The sequence below is a fragment of the Deinococcus betulae genome (assembly GCF_020166395.1).
Taxonomy (GTDB): Bacteria; Deinococcota; Deinococci; order Deinococcales; family Deinococcaceae; genus Deinococcus; species Deinococcus betulae.
In genome coordinates this window covers 46,749-65,179 of record NZ_JAIQXU010000018.1, presented here as the reverse complement: position 1 = coordinate 65,179, position 18,431 = coordinate 46,749, and the positions used below count along the sequence as shown (strand labels likewise).

The following is an 18,431-nucleotide window of genomic DNA, read 5'->3' as shown; positions in this document are numbered from 1 at the left end:
CACACCTGCCGCCCATCGCCCCACGCCCGCGCGCTGCGCGCACGACGGCTTCCGTTGCTGGCCCCGTAAAGTTGGAGTATAGGGACACTTAAACACGAGGTTTTACTTTTGAAAAGACAGAAAAAGGCGCTGTTACTTGCGCGCTTTTGCCTTTGAAAGTAGAACCCACCGAGCGCACCAAGACCCCTTGCCCCAGTGCCGCCCAGGTCCAGGCGAGGCCATTGTGCGCGCAGCGCGCAGGCCCTTTCGCGGGGGCAGCGGATGGCGTCGAAGCCAGACACGTGGACGAACAGAGCAAGCTGGCCGACGCCAGTCAAAACTCTTGCCCAGTGCCAACGTCTGCTCCCCCGTCCCCCCTGGGGATGGGGGCTGGGGGGTGGGGTAAAGCCGCCTAAAAACCTACCCAAGCCCCAACACCCCCCGCAAATCCCCTAGCACCACTTCCGGCACCTCCCCCCCCAACCCATGCCCCGTCGGCAAATATGCCGCCCGCAGCCCCACCGCCTGCGGCCCCCAAATGTCGTTGCGCGGCGAGTCCCCCACAAACCAGGCGTCAGCAGCCCCAACCCTAAGCCGCTCCAGCGCCAACTGGTAAATGCGCGGGTCCGGCTTGCTGAAGCCAACCACTTTGCTGATGACCACATCGTCCACCAAGTCGCTCAGGCCACAGCGGGCCAGGCAGGCCTGTTGCACCGCCTCCCAGCCGTTGGTGACGATACCCAGCCGAACGCCACGCGAACGCAGGGCCCGCAACACGTCGTGGGCGTGTGACATAGGCACAGCGTGATTCATATGCGTCCAGAAATCTTCGAAGAGTGCCTGCGGATCATGCGCCAAAGCCAGTTCTTTGACCAGCTGCGGCATCACCAGCGTCTTGGAACGGTAGCCGTGGTCGTCCAGCTCGACAAACCGCCCGGCGTACCGTTCCGGCAGCTCAAACCGCGCCACATGCTCCGCCAACCAGGCGCGCACAGTGGCCGCGCGGTCATGCAAGGTGCCATCTAGATCGAAAAGAATCGCGTGGGGAACGGCCGCAGGCATCACACGCAGGATAGCCAGCCGAGTCGCCTTAGGACGCCTCACCCTCTGGCCCCTCGTCTGGGGACTTGTGGAAAGCCGCGCCCATGCGGCGCACTTCCTCGTGAATCAGGGTGGTGTTCAGCGAGACGGCGGCCGTCATGCCGCCCGACGCCGCGCTCATGACGTACTGGGGCGCGCCGGTCATGTCGCCGGCGGCCCACACGCCCCGCACACTGGTCATGCCGTTCTCGTTGACCACTACGCGGCTCTTGTCGTTCAGGTCGCAGCCCAGCGCGGCCGGCAGGGTGCTGCATTGCTGCTGGGTCGGATTGAGAAACAGCGCATCCAGGCACAGGTCGCCGCCGCCCCGGAACCCCACACGCACATCTTCCCGGCCCGCCAGCCGCAACAGGCGCCCCGTCTGCACGGTAATGCCCACTCGCTGAAGGTCCAGCCGCTGCTCGGCCGTTAATTCGTCGGGGCCGTCAGTGAGCAGCGTGACCTCGTCCGACCAGGACCGCACACTCAGCGCCAGATGGTGCCCCTCCTGGCCCGAACCCAGTACGCCCAGCCGGGCGTCCCGGTTGGGCCAGCCGTCGCAGTAGGGGCAGTGGTGAACCGTCTTGCCCCAGCGCTCGCGCAGGCCGGGTAGGGTGGGCAGTACGTCGCGCACGCCCGTGGCCAGCAGCAGGCGCTGTGACCGCACCCACATGCCTTCCAGGCGCAAGGCGAACCCGTCGGAGGTGAACGCTGCTTCCCGCGCCAGTTGAGGCACCACCGTCACGGGGTAAGGCGCCAGGTCCGCCAGGCCGATGGTTTTCAGGTGCGTGGGCGTCACTCCGTCGCGGGTGAACACCCCGTGCGCCGCCTGCGCCCGCACGTTGCGGGGAGGGCCGCCGTCCAGCAGCAGCACCCGGCGGTCAGCGCCGCCCAGCACCAGCGCGGCATTCAGGCCCGCCGGCCCCGCGCCCACCACCACGGCGTCGTAAGCAGCTGTCATGGGCGTGGCCCCGGCCGCACGCTCAGGTCCGGCAGTGTGGCGTCGCGCGGCGCCTGAAGCACGAAAGCGATGGTGGCCGCCACCGTCTGCGGATCAACGAACGCCTCGGGGGTGTAGTCGGCGCCTTCCTGAGCGCGCACTTTGGCCTGCATGGGGGTGGCGGTGCGGCCAGGATAGATGCTCGTAACGCGCACGCCGTGCGCCGCTTCCTCGTCGCGCAGAGCGTCGGCCAGGGCTCTGAGGGCAGACTTGCTGGCCGCATAACTGGCCCAGTCCGCGTTCGCCCGCAAGCCCGCCGTGCTGTTCACGAAGACCACGGTGCCCCGCTCGGCCCGCAGCTGAGGCAGCAGCAGCCGCGTCAGTTCGGCGGGCGCCACCGTGTTGACCGCCAGGGTGTGGGTCCAGACGTCGTGGGGCTGGTCGGCCACCGCGCCCAGTTCGACCACGGCCGCGCTGTGGACGAGGTTGGTCACGCGCGGAATGCCGGAGAGCGCCGCCGCGAACGTCTCGGGACGGGTCAGGTCCAGGAGCAGTGACTGGGCCTGGAGTTCGGCGCACAGGGCAGCTAGGGTCAGGCCGCCGCGCCCAGCCAGTAGCAGGTCGTGGGTCGGGGCCAGGGTGCGGGCCAGCGCCGAGCCAATGCCGCCCGCCGCGCCGGTAATCAGGGTGAGGGGCCGCTGGGTCATGGCCCCAACGTTAACGCCCTTCGGCCCACAGCAGGCGCGTGCGAAAATACTGTTCCTGAAACCGGATGATGGTGCCCACCGATTCGGGCGTCCAGGCGGTGCCGCCCCTGGCCACCACCAGCTTGTCTTCGGCGTCGTCCAGGCGCTCGATAATGGCAATCACCTCGCCCTGGGCCGCCTGCACGGGTTCGTCCCAGCCCAGCAGGTAGGCGTCAATGGGGTGACCGTCACCCGCCAGGGTCCCCGGCACCTCGCCGTAGTTGACGGGATACACCAGGTCCGGATGCCGGGGATGCACTGACCCCAGGGGCCGGTCCACGACCACCTGCACCTGCTGACCCAGATAGGGGCGTAGGGCACTCATGGCTGCACCTCTGGCTGAGTCTCTGTACTGGCCAGCGTGCGGCGCACCAACCCATCGGCGGCGCGCGTGGTTTCGGGCAGGCGGTAGCGCGGGGCTAAGTGCAGCACCCAGGTGAGGGCCGTGGGCAGCGAGACCCGGTGGCCCACCGAGACGTACACCGGCCGCACGCCACTCTGGGTCCGCAGGGTGGCCCCCAGGACTTCGGCGCCGTCCAGCAGCGGCGTATGCGCGCCTCGGTCCGGTCCCGGCAGCGTCTCTGCACCCGTCAGGCGCGTCTTGCCGCAGCCGATGGTGGGCAGGTCCAGCGCCACGCCCAGATGGCAGGCCAGGCCAAAGCGGCGCGGATGGGCCCGCCCATGCCCGTCGCAGACGATCAGGTCGGGGCGTCGGCTCAGGGCCTTCACCGCCCGCGCCACAGGCGAGCATTCGCGGAAGGAAAACAGACCTGGAATATAGGGAAACTGCGCCTGGTCACGCACCGTCACCTCCTCCAGTACGGTCAGGGTCTGGGCATCCAAGAGGGCCGCAGCGGCCACCAGTTCGCCGCTCTGGTCGTGGTAGGCCACGTCCACGCCCGCCACTGTGGCCACGGGACCCAGGTCGTCCTGGGCGACCACCAGCTCGGCCCAGGCGCGCTGCCACTCCTCGGCCACCTGGGGGCTGGGCGGCGGCGCCAGCAGGTCGGGCCTCACCGCGCCGCTCCAGCGTAAAAGTCAGCGACGCCCTGGGCCAGCGCCTGCGCCAACCGCTCCTGGCCGGCCGAGCTGTGTAACAGGCGCAGGTTGCCCGCATCGGTCAGGTAAGCCAGTTCCACGAGCACGCTGGGCTGGGTGGTGGGGCGGGTCAGGGCCAGGTCGGCCCCCGGTTTGAGGCCTGCGCCCGGCCCCAGGTCAGGCAGACGCGCCCGCAGCGCCGCCAGGATGGCCGCTGCCACCGGCTGCGCCTGCGGATGGGAAAAATACACCTCGGGGCCCCGAATTCCGCGTGGGTCGCGGCCGTCGGGCAGGGCGTTGGCATGCACCGAGATCAGCAGGTCGCTGGCCGTTTCCTCGGCCACCAGCCCACGCTCGGTCAGGCCCAGGGTGACGTCGGCGGTGCGGGTCAGGTAAACGGTGGCGCCCTGGGCACGCAGCAATTCGGCCGCCCGCCGGGCAATCGGCAGCACCAGCCCCTTTTCCGGCACCCGCAAGCTGCCAGCCCCTCCGTTCTGAGTGCCTCCGTGGCCGGGGTCTAGCGTAATCACGCGCCCCAGCAGCGGCTGCGCCGGGTTGAGGCTGGGCGGCAGGCGCACCCTCAGGCGCAGGTCGGGGCCGTCGTAAGCAGCCGTAAAGCCCCAGGCCGCCTGGGCCAGGCGCAGGGTCAACCGGGTGACACCGGGGGCCACCGCCTGCACCTCGGCACCGGCCATGGCTGGGGGCCGCTCTGCAGGGACTGTGAGCGGCGCAACCAATGAGCCGTAGAGCGTCAACGCCAGAGTCCGGGCGTCCGGCTGCTCCAGCGTGAACGGTGGGCGCGCGGAGCCCAGTGGCACCCGCACCGAGAGCGCCGGGGTGGAGACGGTGGTGGACACCGATTTGGGCGGCGTGCCGCTGGTGGCCGTGGGGAGGGCGGACAGAACGGTCCCCTCCCCTTCCCCTTCGGCTGTCACCCCGCCGCCGCTCAGGGCGGGAGGCGGGGCAAAGCCCAGCGGCGAGACCTGCGCCGCCGTCACCAGGGCACCCAGCCCAGGGGCCAGGCGCAGCCGCAGGTGAGCCCCGACCCGGCCCACAGCCCGGAAGGTCATGCCCTCGCGTGGGTACAGCAGCGCCTCGCCGTTCATGGTGGTCAGGACCGTGCCGGCGGCGTTGATGCCCAGGCCCGGCACGCTGCCCGGCAGCTGCGTGACGCTGCGGGCCAGGGCCGGCGCACTGCTGAGGCGGCCCGGCGCCGCCGCGCTGACGGTGCGCCCATCGCGGCCCGTCAGGCTGACTGTCAATGCCGCGCCGGTCAGGGTCAGCCCAGTGGGCAGCGTATAGGCCCCGCTGTAAACCCCAGCCGGCCCCTCGGGCAGCGGCTGCGCCGGGCCGCCCGCCACCCGGAAGGTGGCCCGGCCGCCCGGCGACCCCAGAAAGCGCACCGGCACCCGCCGCTCGGCCGGGCTATCGTTGGCCGCGTCCCAGAAGTCCAGCGGCTGCGCGGGCTGCACGCTGGCGCGGTCAATGGCGGTGCGCACCGCCGGCAGCGCGCGGGCCACGGTGCGCGTGACGGTCAGCACCCGCGCCGCACTCTGGCCGCCCAGGCGCGTCACCAACCGCAGGACATTGCCGCCGGCTTTCAGCGGCCACCACGTCATGAACAGGCCATCGGGGCCGGTGGGCACTGGGGTGCCGCTGACCGTCAATGTGGCGCCCGGCGTCACGCTGCCTTCCAGAATGACGTGATCGGCGGCCACGCGGTGTCCGTCGGGCGGGTAGGCCACGTAAACGTCCGGCGCGGCCTGCGCGGCGCCCGTCAGCAGGGCGAGACCCAAGACCAGCGAAAGAGGGGGCTTGCAAACGCGCATGCTCCCCGAGATAGCACGGCGTATGCTGCAACTCCATGAGCGACCCGCTGCTGACGGCTTTTGACGCCCAGTTGCCGACCTATGAAGCGCTGCGGGACGCGGCGGTCGCGCACACCGCCAGTTTGATTACCGAGGCGGGGCTGAACATTCACCACGTCACCGGGCGCGTGAAAAAGCGTGCCAGTCTGGGAGACAAACTGCGCCGCAAACCCGGCCGCTACGGCGCGCTGGCCGACGTGACCGACCTGGTGGCTGCGCGCGTGATCACCTATTTCGAGTCGGATGTGGGCCTGGTCGCGCGGCTGTTAGAGGAGCACCACACCATCGACTGGGACAACTCGATGGACAAGAGCAAGATGCACGACCCGGACCGTTTCGGGTATCTGGGCGTGCATTACGTCGTGGAGGTGACGCCGCAAACCCCCGGCCTGGCGGCCTTTGCCGGTCTGAAGTTTGAAGTGCAGATTCGCTCCATCCTCCAGCACGCCTGGGCCGAGATTGAGCATGACCTGGGCTACAAGAACCGCGAGGCCATTCCACGCGAGGTGCAGCGGCGCTTTTACCGCCTGGCGGGCCTGCTGGAGATGGCCGACGAGGAATTCATGGCCCTGCACCGCCTGTCGCGCGACTACGCCGCCACGCTGCCGCAGCGGGTGGCCGAGGCCCCGGACAGCGTGTTTATCGACGCCGCCAGCATGACGCACCTGCTGGGCTTGCCCCCGGTGCGCGATCTGGACGAAGCGGTGGCGCAGGCCCTGCAGGTGCCGCTGCTGACCGGCTGGCCGGACCCCGAGCGCCCGCAGCGCCTGGCCCAGCTGCTGCATTACGTGGGGGTGCATTCGGTGGGGGCGCTGCACAAGGAACTGCGCCGCCACCACGCCGAGGTGGTGTGTTTTGCCTCCACGCTGCTGCCGACCCTGCGCGAGACCTGGACGCCGGCCGGCGGCGCGCGGCCCGGCACCAGCGTGGTGCATTACGGCTTGCTGCGTGCCTGCGTCAATCCGGCCCTGAACCCTCACGAGATTGTCAACCTGCTGGACCTGCGCGGCGTCCTGAGCAGTGAGCACCTGGTGAAAGCCGTCCAGAACGCCTACGAATGTGCGGTGGCGAGCCGGGGGCCAGAGGCCGCGCCGCAACCTCTTCAGCCTGCCGTGTCAGCCGGGCCTGAAGATGAGACGCCCACCCCCCCAGCGCTTGAGCGTCGCCTGACGAGCGACTGACACAGGCGGCGCACGCTGAAGGCGACGGAACAGGGCCAGTGCCGACCGTCCTGGTCAGCCCGCCGCGCCCGCCGTCAAGGGAGAAAGGCCATGCGTTCTGAAGAAACGGTTCGTCAGCCTCTGGTCAACACCGCTTCCCTGTCTACCCCGCTCCTGTGGGCTGCCCTGAGCGCCTACGAGTTTCCGCCGGCCCTGTTGCGCCGCGCGGCCCAGGACGCCCGCTGGACCCCGGCCTTTACGGCCCGCGCCGCCCAGGAATACCGCCGCTTTCTGTATCTGGCTGCGGTCTGCTCCCACCCCGTCACCCCGTCGAAAGCGGTGGACGAGCTGTGGCACACCCACCTGCTGTTCACCCGCGATTACTGGGAGCGCCTGACGCCGCTGCTGCCCCGGCCCCTGCACCATGAACCCGGCGACGGCCAGCCGAGCGACGCCGCCCACTTCCGCACGCAGTACGAGCAGACGCTGGACGCCTACGCCCAGACCTTTGGAGAGCTGCCCCCAGCAGACCTGTGGCCAGACGCGCGCCGCGCACCCAAGCCGGCCCCGCAAGTGCAGGGGAGCACGCGCGGCGCGGCCCTGTGGCTGGCCAGCGGCGCCGGGCTGACCTTGCTCCTCACCTTGCTAGGCCTGCCGCTCTGGTTGACCCTGCCCGTGTTCGGGCTGCTGACGCTCCTGGTGCTGGGCAGGCGCGGCCATCCCCGGACACCACGCCACGCACCGCGCCGATACCGCGACAGCGACACCGGGGCGCTGGCCTTCATCGGTCTGGACACCAGTTCAGGCCAAGCCGACAACAGCTGTGACACCAGTTCCAGTGGGGACAGCGGCGGCGGATGTAGCGATGGCGGCGGGAGCAGCTGCGGTGGCGGGGGCTGCGGCAGCTGAGGCCCTGCCGAACGGAACCCACTGCCTAACGGCGCCGTTGGAAGCGCACGGTCTGCGCCTCCGCAACGCGAACTCCGTGCACCCTGCTCCGCCGCTGTCTGATACGGATTCCGCTTAATTGCAGCACAGCCGGAAAGGCACCGCCTGCGCTTCCATATCGCGAAATCCGCATTTTTTCCTTCTCGCTCTGCTGCGCAGCTTTCCAAGTCCGCTCGGATTTCACCGAGCATTCTGCTCGATTCAATCGGAGTGCGTATGAGTCCGCTTCCTCTGGCGTCCAGCTCAGGTCTTCCCCTCTCGCCAGACACCCTCTGCCCCGGAACGCGGGAGCCCCAGCACCGCCGGTAAATCCACCAGCCGCTGTACAGAGGGCACTTGGGGGTCGGGGGCGGGGTGGCCCGCCCGATTCACCCACACCGCCCGCAGCCCCGCGTGACGCGCTCCCTCGACATCGTTGGCCCAGGAGTCGCCCACCATCACGGCCGCTTCGGGCCGGACACCCAGCGCGGCGCAGGCGGCGTGGTAGGCGCGGGGGTCAGGTTTGGCGCAGCCCAGATCGTCTATGCACAGCAGCGCGTCCAGTTGGCCCTCCAGCCCGAAGTGCGCCAGTTTTTCAGCCTGCACCTCGCGCACGTAGTTGGTCAGCACCGCCAGCTTCAGGCCCGCCGCCCGCAGGGTACTCAGCAGGGCACCGGCACCGTCCAGAAGCGTCCACGCCTGGCGGTAGGCACTGCGGTAGGTGTGGGTGGCGGCCTCACCGTCGGGCGCCGGCACCCCCAGGTCCGTCAGCAGTCGCGTAAAACGCAGCACCCGCGCGCCGTGGGCCGTCAGCTCGCCCCGAAACAGCAGCGGGTCAATGGCGCGGATGTGCGCCGCGTGCTGGGCAAACAGGTCGTGGGGGTCCAGGGTCAGGCGGTGACCCGTCGCCAGCGCCCGCAGCCCCGCGTGGGTGCAGGCCGTATCGTCAAACAGGGTGTCGTCCAGGTCCAGAATCACAGCCCGCAGCGGCGTCATGGACGGAGTGTAGAGCGGGTGTCTTCTGGAAACAGGCGGCGCCTTGGCGCAGGAACGGCGTCAGGGACCGGGCCCGAAGCGGGTGACCTGGACCATGACCCGGTGGAGCCCTCCCGAGACAGGCACTTGCAAGGTCACCCACATGGGAGCGCCATACCGACCGTGAAATACGGCAAGCACATCGAAGCAGGTCAGCCGCGAGACCTCCAACAGTTCTCCAACCAGTTCAAACAGCTGTTCCACACTGTTGATTGGGCCGGCGGTCTCCATACGAGTCTTACTCGGCACCACCGCACGGAAGCTGCTTGTTTGACCGCCCTGCAGCTGGGTGCCTTCGAGCAGATAGGTCGTCAGAGCGGCCTGTGCCCAGCGGGCCTGCGACTGAGCAAAGCGCTCCTCCAAACGCGCCCGCCGGTCGTCCTGGGCGGGTGAACAAAGCGCGGCCAGCGCCGTTCCGACCAAGAAAGCCAGCACCAGCCCACACATACATCTGAAGGCCTGCATCTAATCCAGTTGCAGGAAAATCGCCTTGAGGTACTGCGCTTCTGGAAAAGTCGCGTGGTGGTCTGGAGCGTGCCCACTGGTGGCCAGTTCGCGCCACACACGGCCACTGCGCCCCGCCGCTCCGCGCACCGCGTCCCAGAACTCAGGCGCGCTGACATGCGCCGAGCACGACGCGCTGACGAGAATGCCGCCGCGCTCCAGCCGCCGAATCCCGTCGGCCGCCAGCTTGCCGTATGCCCGAATGGCTCCGGCCCGTTCCGTCTCACGCCGGGCCAGCGAAGGGGGGTCGAGAATCACCAGGTCAAAGGGGCGTCCCGGTTCGGCCAGCCACTCGAAAACGTCAGCCTGCACCGTCTCATGAGGCGCATTAAGTTCCGGATTCAGGGCGAAATTGCGCTTGGCACTCGCCAGGGCGTGCGCGCTGATGTCCAGACTGACCACCTCGGCTGCGCCCCCCCGCGCCGCGTACAGCGAAAAGCCCCCGCTGAAGGAAAAGGCATTCAGGACCCGCCGGCCCCGCGCGTGTTTTTCGACGCGGCGGCGGTTGTCGCGCTGGTCCAGAAAAAAGCCGGTCTTCTGCCCGCGCAGGACATCGGCTTCAAAGGCCAGGCCTGTTTCGTGAAAGACGACAGTGCCGTCCTCTACCTCACCCGCCACCACCTGACCGTCATGCAGCCCCAGTGCCCCCGCCTGGGTCTGAATATTGCGGCTGAGGCGCAGGACTGCCGCGAACCCAGGAAAGCGGGCGGCGAGCAGCCCCAGCACCCGTTCCAGGTGTGGGAACCACGCCGCCGTGTAGAGCTTGAGCACCAGCGTCTGCGCGTAGCGGTCCACCACCAGACCTGGAAAGCCGTCAGATTCGCCGTTCACCACCCGGTAGCCGTCGGTGTCGGGACCAAACAGCGGCGCGCGGCGCAGCAAGGCAGCGTCCAGGCGGGCGGTCCACCACGCATCGTCCAGGGTGGCGGGCGTTCCCTGATGCAGCACCCGCACCCGCAGCGGACTGGCCGGGTCGTACAGGCCGATGGCCAGAAAGCGGTCGCGGCGGTCGTAGATGACGGCCAGTTCACCAGCCTCTCCTTCGCGGTTCTGGTCACGCAGGCTTGATTCGTACACCCAGGGGTGACCGGCGCGGATATGGGTCTCGGCAGCGGGCGACACCCGCAGGCGCAGGCGGGCACGGGGGGCAGAGGCGGCGTCCGGCATCCCCGCAGGGTAGCGCATGGGGCGCAGAGTCGGCCTCGGCGTGGCGGCCTCATCTCCAGTGGTCAGACTGCCCAGGGGATAGCAATTCACCTATAATTACGTGGCTTTCCCGAGGCCAGACCTGACGAGAAAGGTGCACCGATCTGCTTTTGCAGAACTGTATCCCGTTCTTTCCCGGCACTGCGCCACCACACAAGTCCACCTCCTCCCTACCCTCAGGACACCGAACCGACTGCTGTTCGCCGGACCAACACCCGCAGGGCCAGCGGCGCCAGCACCGTGGTCAGCAGCACCATCAGCAGCACCTGGGCATACACCGGTCCCTCAATGATCCCGGCGGCCAGGCCCAGACTGGCAACAATCAGGCCCACCTCGCCGCGCGGCACCATGCCGGTGCCCACAAGCAGGGCCTCTTGACCCAGGCTGCGCGCCCCCAGCAGGCCGCCCAGCACCTTGCCCACCACCGCCAGCAGCGTCAGGGCGCCCCCGGCCAGCACCACTGCGGCGCTGGTCAGCACGCTCAGGTCCACCTGCAAGCCCACTACCACGAAGAAGATGGGGGCCAGAAAGGCTTCCAGGGCATGCACTTTCGACTCGAATTCCAGCTCGTCCTTAACTTCTGCCAGCACCATCCCAGCCAGAAACGCCCCGATGATGGGCGCCAGGCCTGCCACCGTGCTGAGCGCCGCCACCCCCAGGCCCGTCACCACCGCCACGTTAAACATGCGCGACACGCTGAGGCTACGCAGGCGCGACTCGAAACGGCGAATGAGCGGCAGGCCCACAGTCAGCACCAGCGCCACGAACCCCAGGCTGAGGCCCAGAATCAGCCCCACCTGCGCCGCGCCCATGCTCTGCCCGGTGCCCAGGCCGCTGACCACCGCCAGCAGGGTCAGGCCCAGAATGTCGTCGATGACCGCTGCACCCAGGATGACCTGGGCAAAGCGGGCGTCCAGCACGCCCAGTTCCTGCAACACCTTGGCCGTGATCCCCACCGACGTCGCCACCAGCGCCGTGCCCACGAACAGGGCACTGACGGTGCCCAGGTGCTGCCACAACCCGAACCCCAGGCCCAGCCCCAGGGGCAGGATGATGCCCAGTAGGGCCACCAGCACGGCTTCCTTGCCCACCGCCAGCAGGTCGCGGAAGCGGGTTTCCAGCCCCACCATGAACAGCAGGAACACGGCGCCCAGTTCGGCCAGGCTCAGCAGAAAGTCGTCGGCCTGCACCAGTCCCAGGGCGCCGGGGCCAATCAGCAGCCCGGCCAGCACCTGCCCCACCACGGCCGGCATCCCAAGGCGGCTGGCCAGCGCCCCGCAGAGAGTGGCCGCGAGCACCACCCAGAACAGACCCAGCAGCAACCCGGCCGTCTCTCCCGAACTGGCCGCCAGCGCCGAACCAGACAGCAGGGGCAGAAAGGTAAAAAGGAACTTGAACATAAGGAAACCTCCAGTGGAAGCGGATCGAACATGGGGACGGGCCTCAGCGGCGGCACAAAAGAATAGAGACAGGCCAACTTGACCTGTCTCCACCCAAGCGGCCTATAGGGGCCGCACCCCGCCGCACGGTGGCGGCACTGTTCTGCGTTCACTCTACTGCACCCAGAGTCTTCCTGGCCCCGACCCTAAGGCCAGATGAGGCAAAGGAGCCGCAGCAATTGAGGCAGCGCGGGGCGTGAGAACACTCTAAGCTGCTTGACGTGAAGCGTTCCGCCCGACTGGCCCTGCCTCTGCTAACCTGCACCGCCCTGCTGACCGCCTGCCCCGGCGGCGGCGACGGTGGCACCACCCCGCCGCCCCCTCCGGCCGACACCACCGCGCCCACTGTGACGCTTCAGGGCGTTCAGAGCGGCCGAACCCTGACGCTGACGGCCAGCGCTCAGGACGCTGTTGGTGTGGCACGGGTGGACTTTTTTGCGGGTACGACCCTGCTGGGCAGTGACACCACCGCGCCCTACGAAGCCCGCCGCACCGTGAGCAATGCAGACAACGGCATTCAGAACTTCACGGCTAAAGCCTATGACGCTGCTGGCAACATGAGCGCGGCGGGTACACAGGTGACGGTGAATGTTGCCCCCACGCTGTACCAGGGCGTCTGGGGCTGGGGTCTGGTCAACGCGGCCGGCACCTTTGTTGACCAGGGCGCCGTCATTTTTGACGATGAAGGCCGTCAGAACGGACAGACGGCGGCGCTGGGCATCTACCGGAACCAGGCCGAGACCCGCGCCGGATACAGCCTGCTGGGGGAGATTACCGCCAGAGCAAGACTGGAAACAGCCTTCTCCTTTGACGAGAACCTCAATGACCTGCGCTTTTATTTCATTGGGATAGACGACGACCAGCAGATGGGCACCTTCCAGGGCAAAGCCGCCTTTGAAGGCAGCGGCGCCATCTTCAATGCGGCCGGTGAACCCACGCAAGACGTGTTTGTGTTGCTCATTCAGTCATCCACCTCTGTGCCCAGCGGGCTGGGCGCCCAGAGCGCCGCCAAAGCACAGGCCCGCGCACTGGTGACTGGAGCGCTGGCTCAGCGCCAGGGCCACCTGACCCAGCTGAAGACCAACCCTGACGCGGTACGCAACGCCGCACGCACTTTCCTGAAATAAACGCCAAAGCAACGGGGGACGGAGGCACTAAGCTCCCGTCCCCCTTTCTTATCCTGCTCAGTCGGCTGCTTGCCGTTCTTCAGCCGGGTAAACCTCGATAATCCCCGCCGCACCCATGCCACCGCCGATGCACATGGTAATCAGGGCCTTGCCGCCGCCCCGGCGCCCCAGTTCGTAGATGGCGCTGGTGGTCAGCTTGGCGCCCGAGCAGCCCAGGGGGTGCCCCAGAGCGATGGCGCCGCCGTTCACGTTCAGCTTCTCCTCGTCCAGCCCCAGTTCACGGGCGACCGCCAGCGACTGCGCGGCGAAAGCTTCGTTCAACTCGATCAAATCAATGTCCGCCAGAGTCAGGCCCGTCTGGGCCAGCACCTTGGGTACGGCCTTAACGGGGCCAATACCCATCAGCTCGGGTTCCACGCCCGCCACCGCAAAGCCCAGGAACTTCGCTAGAGGTTTGACACCCAGTTCCTGCGCCTTCTCGCCGCTCATCAGCAGAACGGCAGCGGCGCCGTCGCTGAAGGGGCTGGAGTTGGCCGCGCTGACCGAGCCGGTCGCCTTGAACGCCGGGCGAACTTTGGCCATATCGGCCAGGTTGGCGTCGCGGCGAATCAGCTCGTCCTTGTCAAACTGCATGGTGTCAGACTTCATCTTGGTGCCCTTGGCCTTGTCCACGCGCACCGGCACCGACACGATTTCGGCGTCGAACTTGCCGGCGTCCTGGGCGGCGGCGGCGCGCTGGTGGCTGCGCAGGGCAAAGGCGTCCTGATCTTCGCGGGAAATGCCGTACTTGGTCGCCACGTTCTCGGCGGTCAGCCCCATGCCGATATACGCGCCGGGGCGGCTGTCCACCAGGTCGGGGTTGGGGCTGGGGTTGTGGCCGCTCATGGGCACGAAGCTCATGGATTCCACGCCACCCGCCAGCATAACGTCAGCCTGGCCTGCCTGAATGGCCGCCGCCGCCATCGCAATGGTTTGCAGGCCGCTGGAGCAGAAGCGGTTGACAGTCACGCCGCCTACGCTGTCGGGCATGCCCGCGCGCAGGGCGGCCAGACGGGCCACGTTGAGGCCCTGCTCGGCTTCGGGGATGGCACAGCCGAGGTACACGTCTTCCACGACGGCGGCGTCTACGCCCGCACGCTTGACGGCCTCGTTCAGCACCAGGGCGGCTAGGTCATCAGGGCGAGTATTGGCGAGCGTGCCTTTCACGCCGCGTCCAACAGGAGTCCGAACAGCCGAAACAATAACAGCGTCACGCATACAAATTCTCTCCTCTTATTCGAGAATTCATGAAAGCTCGAGGTGGATTAGGTGGTCTGGAGCATGAAAGAAGAGATCCTGTTTGACGGGTCTCTGAACTAGAGCAATATTGATGACCTTGTGAGTCATGATATTGACCTTCAATAGACGTCTCCATTCGAATCTAGCCGTTTCGCCAAGAGCTAATTCAACATTTTTGGGCGAGCCAAACGGATGGGCAGAAAAGGGAGTCGCTCTCAATAGACCCTCTTGGAGCTTTAGGCCTAGCTCTTGGGGTTGGGCAAAGACAAGATTGTCGTATTCAAGCACCCTGTATTCTCGGATTGACGACACAAAATGAGCAACGGCCACTGTTGAGTGAGCAATTTTGATGACAGGCAGTCTCATCGCCAACTTTGCTTCCTGACGTGCCTGCTTATTTTCGAACAGACCAAGGTGCTGAATGATGACCAAGGGCTCAGTCACACGTCCACCTTCTTCAGCACCCTTCCCACAAACGCCTCCAGCTGAGCGTCGTACTTTGCCGGGTCAATGTTCCAGCAGCGGATGTGCTTAGCGCCCTCGACGCGGTGGTACTCAATCAGGTCGGGGCGGGCAGCAGCCAGGGCGTCTGCCTGCGACACTGGAATGGTGCGGTCGCGGGTGCCGTGCCACAGAATCATGGGCAGGGTGAACTTTGGCGCGGCGCGCAACTGGTCCACCGTGTCGAAGTCCTGCCCACTGCGACGCGTCACCACATACTGCGTAAAGGCCGCCACATGCCGGGCCAGGAACTTCGGCAGGCCAAAGCGCGTGCCCTGCGACAGAATCGTGGCCCGCCAGTCCAGCACCGGGCAGTCCAGCGCCACACCCAGCACAGGCAGGGGGAAGGGCTGGTGCTTCTCGCGCAAAACACTGAGCACCACATTTCCACCCATGCTGAAGCCATACAGAACAACGCGCTGGTAGCCGTGTTCTTTGGCCCAGGTCAGGGCGGCGCAGATGTCTTCGGCTTCCTGGTCGCCCAGGGTCAGGTAACCGTTGGCTGAGCGGGGCGCTCCATACGCATTGCGAAAAGTGACGAACAGGGAACCTGCTCCCGTCCGCTGCAGCGCGGGCAACATCCGCAGCGCCTGAGCCCTCTGCCCGCCGTGCCCGTGCACCACGATGACCAGGGCGTCCGAGTGCTCCGGCACCTCACCCGTGGGCGGAATGTGCCAGGCGGGCATCTCGCCCAGCGGCGTAGAGACAGCGGTGTCTTCAAAGGCCACCCCCAACTGCGCCGGCGTGCCGTTGTAGACGAAGGTGGACACCCACGCCAGCGCGCCGTTGGGCAGCACGCCGCGTTCCTGAAGCACTGGGCGCTTGACCAGCGTACCCGTCAACTTGCCGCCGCCCAGCACCGCGTGGCCCCGGTTGGGCAGCAGCGGCACCACGCCCACCACCCCGCGCGACAGCGTTTCCGAGCCCGCCGGCAGGTAGATGTCGTTGCCGCGCCGCCCCACCGGCACAAACACACCCTTCACCCAGCGGGTTTTAGACCGCAGGGTGATGTCGGCCCCGAACAGCGCGCCAGCGAACACCAGAGCGGCGTAGCCCAGCGCGGCCCAGGCCAGGGCGCGGCGTTTGCGAACGGTGCGGAGTCGGTCAGTCAGGCGGGTCATGGGGTCATCCTGTCAGGTGTGCGCCTTAGTTGCGCAGCGGCTTGCCGGTCTTGAGCATGTGGTCAATGCGCTGCTGCGTGCCCTTCTTGCCCAGCAGCGTCAGGAAGGCCTCGCGTTCCAGGTCCAGCAGATGCTGCTCGCTGACTTTCGCGGTCCGGTTGTTGCCGGTGCCGCCCGACAGCACGCGCGCCAGTTGCTCGGACACCACAAGGTCGTAATCGGTGATGTAGCCGCCCTGGTGCATGCCGTGCAGGGCGCTCTTGATGGCCGCAATGGCGGCGTCGCCCATCACAGGGATGTCCTGGCGAGGCGTGGGCTGCACGTAGCCGGGGGCCAGCGCGAGCACCTGCCGCTTGGCATCCTCCAGGATGTGGTTTTTGTTCATTGCCACGGTGTCGCTGCTGCGCAGGAAGCCCAGGTTGCGCGCTTCCAGGGCGCTGGTGCTGACTTTGGCGGTGCCGATCAGTTCAAAGGCGCGCTGCACGGCAGGCAGCAGGGTCGCCCCCACGCGCTGGCCCGGCTGCTGCATATCCGTAAAGCGCAGCAGCATTTCCTTGGTGCCGCCGCCGCCGGGAATCAGGCCCACGCCGACTTCCACCAGGCCCATGTACAGCTCGGCGCTGGCGACCACATGGTCGGCGTGCAGGGTGAACTCGGCGCCGCCGCCCAGCGTCAGGCCGAAGGGAGCCGCAACCGTGGGGTGGGGGCTGAAGCGCAGGCTGGTCGTCACCTGTTGGAACTGCTTGATGGCATCATCCAGTTCGTCCCACTCGTCGGCCTGGGCCTGCGAGAGAATCAGGGGCAGGTTGGCGCCCGCGCTGAAGTTCTCGCCCTGGTTGCCAATCACCAGGCCTGCATAGCCCATCTCCTGCACCAACTTGTGGGCGTCTTGCACGGTCCGCAGCTGATCTTCGCCCAGCGCGTTCATCTTGGCGTGCCACTCGGCCAGCAGCACCCCGTCGCCCAGGTCAATGACGCTGGCTCCGGCGCGCTTCTTGACGACCCTGGTGGCGTCTTTCTTCAGGTCGGTCAGGATAAAGTACGGCGCCTCGTACTTCGTGGCCTCGCCGGCGGGCGTCACGGTTTCCTCGCCCTGGTAGAAGGCTTGGCGGCCACTGGCCTTCATGGCGGCCAGCAGGGGGGGTAGAGGCCGCCCTTCTGCTTCCAGATTGGCGATGACCGTCTGCACACCCAGGGTGTCCATCGTCTCGAACGGCCCCTGCTCCCAGCCAAAGCCCCATTTCAGGGCGTTGTCAATGTCTTGCAGACGATTTGATACGTTGCCCGCCATCTTGGCGGCGTACCAGAAGCCGTCGTTCATCACGCCGCGCAGGAACTCGCCTTCGGGGCCTTCGGCGGCGTACAGCGCCTTCACGCGGTCAGCCAGGGGGCGCCCCTTGACAGCGTCCACAGCGGGCACTTTCACCTTGCCCTGGTCCTCGTACTCGAAGGTGTCCAGGTTCAGGTTCAGAATCTTGGTTTTGCCCTTCTCGTCCTTGGTCTTTTTGTAAAAGCCGCTGCCGGTCTTGTCGCCCAGGAACTTCTTGTCTTCCACCAGCGCGCGGAAAGCAGGCGTCAGAGTGAAATCTTCGTCTTCGGGCGTGGCTTTGCCCAGGTCGTTGGCCACGTGGTAGATGATGTCCAAGCCCGACAGGTCCGCCGTGCGGAAGGTGGCGCTGTTGGCGCGGCCCAGCGCGGGGCCGGTCAGTTGGTCCACCTGGGCGGGGCTCAGGCCGGCCTTCTGCATATGCTGCATGGCGCGCACGATGCCGTATACGCCAATGCGGTTGGCCACAAAGCCGGGCACGTCGTTGGCGACAACCACGCCTTTACCCAGCGTCGTTTCAGCAAACTCGCTGAAGGTCTTCACGACTTCTGGGTCGGTCTTGGGCGTGGGAATGACTTCCAGCAGGTGCAGGTAGCGCGGCGGGTTGAAGAAGTGCGCGCCCACGAAGCGGCGCTGGAAATCCTCACCCCGACCCTCAATCTGGAGGTGCATGGGAATGCCCGACGAGTTACTGGAGATGATGGCTGTCTTCTTGGCGACCTTTTCCACGCGCTCCCACAGGTCGCGCTTGGCGTCCAGCTTCTCGATGACCGCTTCCAGAATCCAGTCGACATCCTTCAGTTTCTTCAGGTCGTCTTCGAGGTTGCCGGGCGTAATCAGGGCGGCGCGGCCCGCGTCCATGAAGGCGGCGGGGCGGGCTTTCAGGGCGCGCTGGACGCCCTGCTTGGCCAGGAAATTGCGGTCGGGGTTGTCCGGCAGCACGATGTCGAGCAGCAAAACGGGAATCCCGGCGTTGGCGAGTTGCGCGGCAATAGCAGCGCCCATGACGCCCGCGCCGAGCACGGCAGCCTTTTGAATACGGTGGGGCTGAATCTTCATGCGACCTCCTGCGAGATGGTGAAAAATTAGACTCGGTTCAAGTTTAAGGCGGGGCAGGGGCGTTTGTCCACTGAACGGAGGGGCATGAGCAAGGAA

17 protein-coding genes are annotated in these 18,431 nt (G+C 67.1%); 3 read left to right on the top strand and 14 right to left on the bottom strand.

The window, feature by feature from the left end:
- Nucleotides 1-399: 399 nt before the first annotated feature.
- Genes K7W42_RS14025 through K7W42_RS14000 form a run of 6 tightly spaced genes read right to left on the bottom strand, consistent with a single transcriptional unit; the run spans nucleotide 400 to nucleotide 5,612 of the window.
- Nucleotides 400-1,041 (bottom strand): HAD family hydrolase, encoded by a 642-nt coding sequence (locus tag K7W42_RS14025; protein WP_157458535.1) that lies wholly within the window; start codon nucleotides 1,039-1,041, stop codon nucleotides 400-402.
- 28 nt (nucleotides 1,042-1,069) lie between these two features.
- Nucleotides 1,070-2,020 (bottom strand): NAD(P)/FAD-dependent oxidoreductase, encoded by a 951-nt coding sequence (locus tag K7W42_RS14020; RefSeq protein ID WP_224575469.1) that lies wholly within the window; start codon nucleotides 2,018-2,020, stop codon nucleotides 1,070-1,072.
- Nucleotides 2,017-2,706: an SDR family oxidoreductase gene (locus K7W42_RS14015; RefSeq protein ID WP_224575467.1), complete on the bottom strand. Its 690-nt coding sequence runs from the start codon at nucleotides 2,704-2,706 to the stop codon at nucleotides 2,017-2,019. The genes K7W42_RS14020 and K7W42_RS14015 overlap by 4 nt, the downstream gene beginning before the upstream one ends.
- Before the next feature lie 10 nt (nucleotides 2,707-2,716).
- A complete protein-coding gene (locus K7W42_RS14010) occupies nucleotides 2,717-3,070 on the bottom strand; it encodes an inorganic diphosphatase (protein WP_224575465.1) in 354 nt (117 codons plus the stop codon).
- Nucleotides 3,067-3,762 carry a deoxyribonuclease V gene (gene nfi / locus K7W42_RS14005; RefSeq protein ID WP_224575463.1) on the bottom strand — a complete coding sequence of 232 codons (696 nt, stop codon included), beginning with the start codon at nucleotides 3,760-3,762 and terminating at the stop codon, nucleotides 3,067-3,069. The genes K7W42_RS14010 and nfi overlap by 4 nt, the downstream gene beginning before the upstream one ends.
- Nucleotides 3,759-5,612, bottom strand: a complete 1,854-nt coding sequence (locus K7W42_RS14000) for an N-acetylmuramoyl-L-alanine amidase (protein ID WP_224575461.1) — start codon at nucleotides 5,610-5,612, stop codon at nucleotides 3,759-3,761. Before K7W42_RS14000 ends, nfi begins: the two co-directional genes overlap by 4 nt.
- 35 nt (nucleotides 5,613-5,647) lie before the next feature.
- On the opposite strand from K7W42_RS14000, the gene K7W42_RS13995 reads away from it, so the two are divergent.
- A complete protein-coding gene (locus K7W42_RS13995) occupies nucleotides 5,648-6,832 on the top strand; it encodes a GTP pyrophosphokinase (RefSeq protein ID WP_224575459.1) in 1,185 nt (394 codons plus the stop codon).
- A gap of 90 nt (nucleotides 6,833-6,922) precedes the next feature.
- Nucleotides 6,923-7,720, top strand: a complete 798-nt coding sequence (locus K7W42_RS13990) for a glycine-rich domain-containing protein (protein ID WP_224575457.1) — start codon at nucleotides 6,923-6,925, stop codon at nucleotides 7,718-7,720.
- Nucleotides 7,721-8,002: 282 nt separating this feature from the next.
- Here K7W42_RS13990 and K7W42_RS13985 read toward each other — a convergent pair whose 3' ends face one another.
- From K7W42_RS13985 to K7W42_RS13970, 4 genes are all read right to left on the bottom strand, one after another.
- Nucleotides 8,003-8,734, bottom strand: coding sequence for an HAD family hydrolase (locus tag K7W42_RS13985; RefSeq protein WP_224575455.1), 732 nt, complete (start codon nucleotides 8,732-8,734; stop codon nucleotides 8,003-8,005).
- A gap of 60 nt (nucleotides 8,735-8,794) precedes the next feature.
- Complete coding sequence (locus K7W42_RS13980) at nucleotides 8,795-9,208, bottom strand: hypothetical protein (RefSeq protein ID WP_224575453.1); 414 nt, start codon at nucleotides 9,206-9,208, stop codon at nucleotides 8,795-8,797.
- A 30-nt stretch (nucleotides 9,209-9,238) separates the two neighbouring features.
- On the bottom strand, nucleotides 9,239-10,444 hold the full coding sequence (locus K7W42_RS13975; RefSeq protein WP_224575451.1) for a 23S rRNA (cytosine(2499)-C(5))-methyltransferase: 1,206 nt from the start codon (nucleotides 10,442-10,444) through the stop codon (nucleotides 9,239-9,241).
- A 215-nt stretch (nucleotides 10,445-10,659) separates the two neighbouring features.
- Nucleotides 10,660-11,883, bottom strand: a complete 1,224-nt coding sequence (locus K7W42_RS13970) for a cation:proton antiporter (protein WP_224575449.1) — start codon at nucleotides 11,881-11,883, stop codon at nucleotides 10,660-10,662.
- A 260-nt stretch (nucleotides 11,884-12,143) separates the two neighbouring features.
- Here K7W42_RS13970 and K7W42_RS13965 point away from each other — a divergent pair, with 260 nt between their 5' ends.
- The gene (locus tag K7W42_RS13965) at nucleotides 12,144-13,049 is read left to right on the top strand and encodes an Ig-like domain-containing protein (RefSeq protein ID WP_224575448.1); all 906 of its coding nucleotides are present in this window, start codon (nucleotides 12,144-12,146) and stop codon (nucleotides 13,047-13,049) included.
- A 57-nt stretch (nucleotides 13,050-13,106) separates the two neighbouring features.
- Here K7W42_RS13965 and K7W42_RS13960 read toward each other — a convergent pair whose 3' ends face one another.
- Genes K7W42_RS13960 through K7W42_RS13945 form a run of 4 tightly spaced genes read right to left on the bottom strand, consistent with a single transcriptional unit; the run spans nucleotide 13,107 to nucleotide 18,335 of the window.
- Nucleotides 13,107-14,306 carry a thiolase family protein gene (locus tag K7W42_RS13960; protein ID WP_224575446.1) on the bottom strand — a complete coding sequence of 400 codons (1,200 nt, stop codon included), beginning with the start codon at nucleotides 14,304-14,306 and terminating at the stop codon, nucleotides 13,107-13,109.
- A 27-nt stretch (nucleotides 14,307-14,333) separates the two neighbouring features.
- Nucleotides 14,334-14,771 (bottom strand): hypothetical protein, encoded by a 438-nt coding sequence (locus K7W42_RS13955; RefSeq protein WP_224575445.1) that lies wholly within the window; start codon nucleotides 14,769-14,771, stop codon nucleotides 14,334-14,336.
- Complete coding sequence (locus K7W42_RS13950; RefSeq protein WP_224575444.1) at nucleotides 14,768-15,949, bottom strand: alpha/beta hydrolase family protein; 1,182 nt, start codon at nucleotides 15,947-15,949, stop codon at nucleotides 14,768-14,770. The genes K7W42_RS13955 and K7W42_RS13950 overlap by 4 nt, the downstream gene beginning before the upstream one ends.
- Nucleotides 15,950-15,974: 25 nt before the next feature.
- Nucleotides 15,975-18,335 carry a 3-hydroxyacyl-CoA dehydrogenase/enoyl-CoA hydratase family protein gene (locus tag K7W42_RS13945; protein WP_224575443.1) on the bottom strand — a complete coding sequence of 787 codons (2,361 nt, stop codon included), beginning with the start codon at nucleotides 18,333-18,335 and terminating at the stop codon, nucleotides 15,975-15,977.
- Nucleotides 18,336-18,431: the final 96 nt, after the last annotated feature.

Excerpts from the sequence above, each read along its gene's own strand:
- K7W42_RS14025 (WP_157458535.1), bottom strand. The coding sequence starts at position 1,041 with ATGCCTGCGGCCGTTCCCCACGCGATTCTTTTCGATCTAGATGGCACC.
- K7W42_RS14020 (WP_224575469.1), bottom strand. The coding sequence starts at position 2,020 with ATGACAGCTGCTTACGACGCCGTGGTGGTGGGCGCGGGGCCGGCGGGC.
- K7W42_RS14015 (WP_224575467.1), bottom strand. The coding sequence starts at position 2,706 with ATGACCCAGCGGCCCCTCACCCTGATTACCGGCGCGGCGGGCGGCATT.
- K7W42_RS14010 (WP_224575465.1), bottom strand. The coding sequence starts at position 3,070 with ATGAGTGCCCTACGCCCCTATCTGGGTCAGCAGGTGCAGGTGGTCGTG.
- K7W42_RS14000 (WP_224575461.1), bottom strand. The coding sequence starts at position 5,612 with ATGCGCGTTTGCAAGCCCCCTCTTTCGCTGGTCTTGGGTCTCGCCCTG.
- K7W42_RS13995 (WP_224575459.1), top strand. The coding sequence starts at position 5,648 with ATGAGCGACCCGCTGCTGACGGCTTTTGACGCCCAGTTGCCGACCTAT.
- K7W42_RS13990 (WP_224575457.1), top strand. The coding sequence starts at position 6,923 with ATGCGTTCTGAAGAAACGGTTCGTCAGCCTCTGGTCAACACCGCTTCC.
- K7W42_RS13985 (WP_224575455.1), bottom strand. The coding sequence starts at position 8,734 with ATGACGCCGCTGCGGGCTGTGATTCTGGACCTGGACGACACCCTGTTT.
- K7W42_RS13975 (WP_224575451.1), bottom strand. The coding sequence starts at position 10,444 with ATGCCGGACGCCGCCTCTGCCCCCCGTGCCCGCCTGCGCCTGCGGGTG.
- K7W42_RS13970 (WP_224575449.1), bottom strand. The coding sequence starts at position 11,883 with ATGTTCAAGTTCCTTTTTACCTTTCTGCCCCTGCTGTCTGGTTCGGCG.
- K7W42_RS13960 (WP_224575446.1), bottom strand. The coding sequence starts at position 14,306 with ATGCGTGACGCTGTTATTGTTTCGGCTGTTCGGACTCCTGTTGGACGC.
- K7W42_RS13950 (WP_224575444.1), bottom strand. The coding sequence starts at position 15,949 with ATGACCCGCCTGACTGACCGACTCCGCACCGTTCGCAAACGCCGCGCC.
- K7W42_RS13945 (WP_224575443.1), bottom strand. The coding sequence starts at position 18,335 with ATGAAGATTCAGCCCCACCGTATTCAAAAGGCTGCCGTGCTCGGCGCG.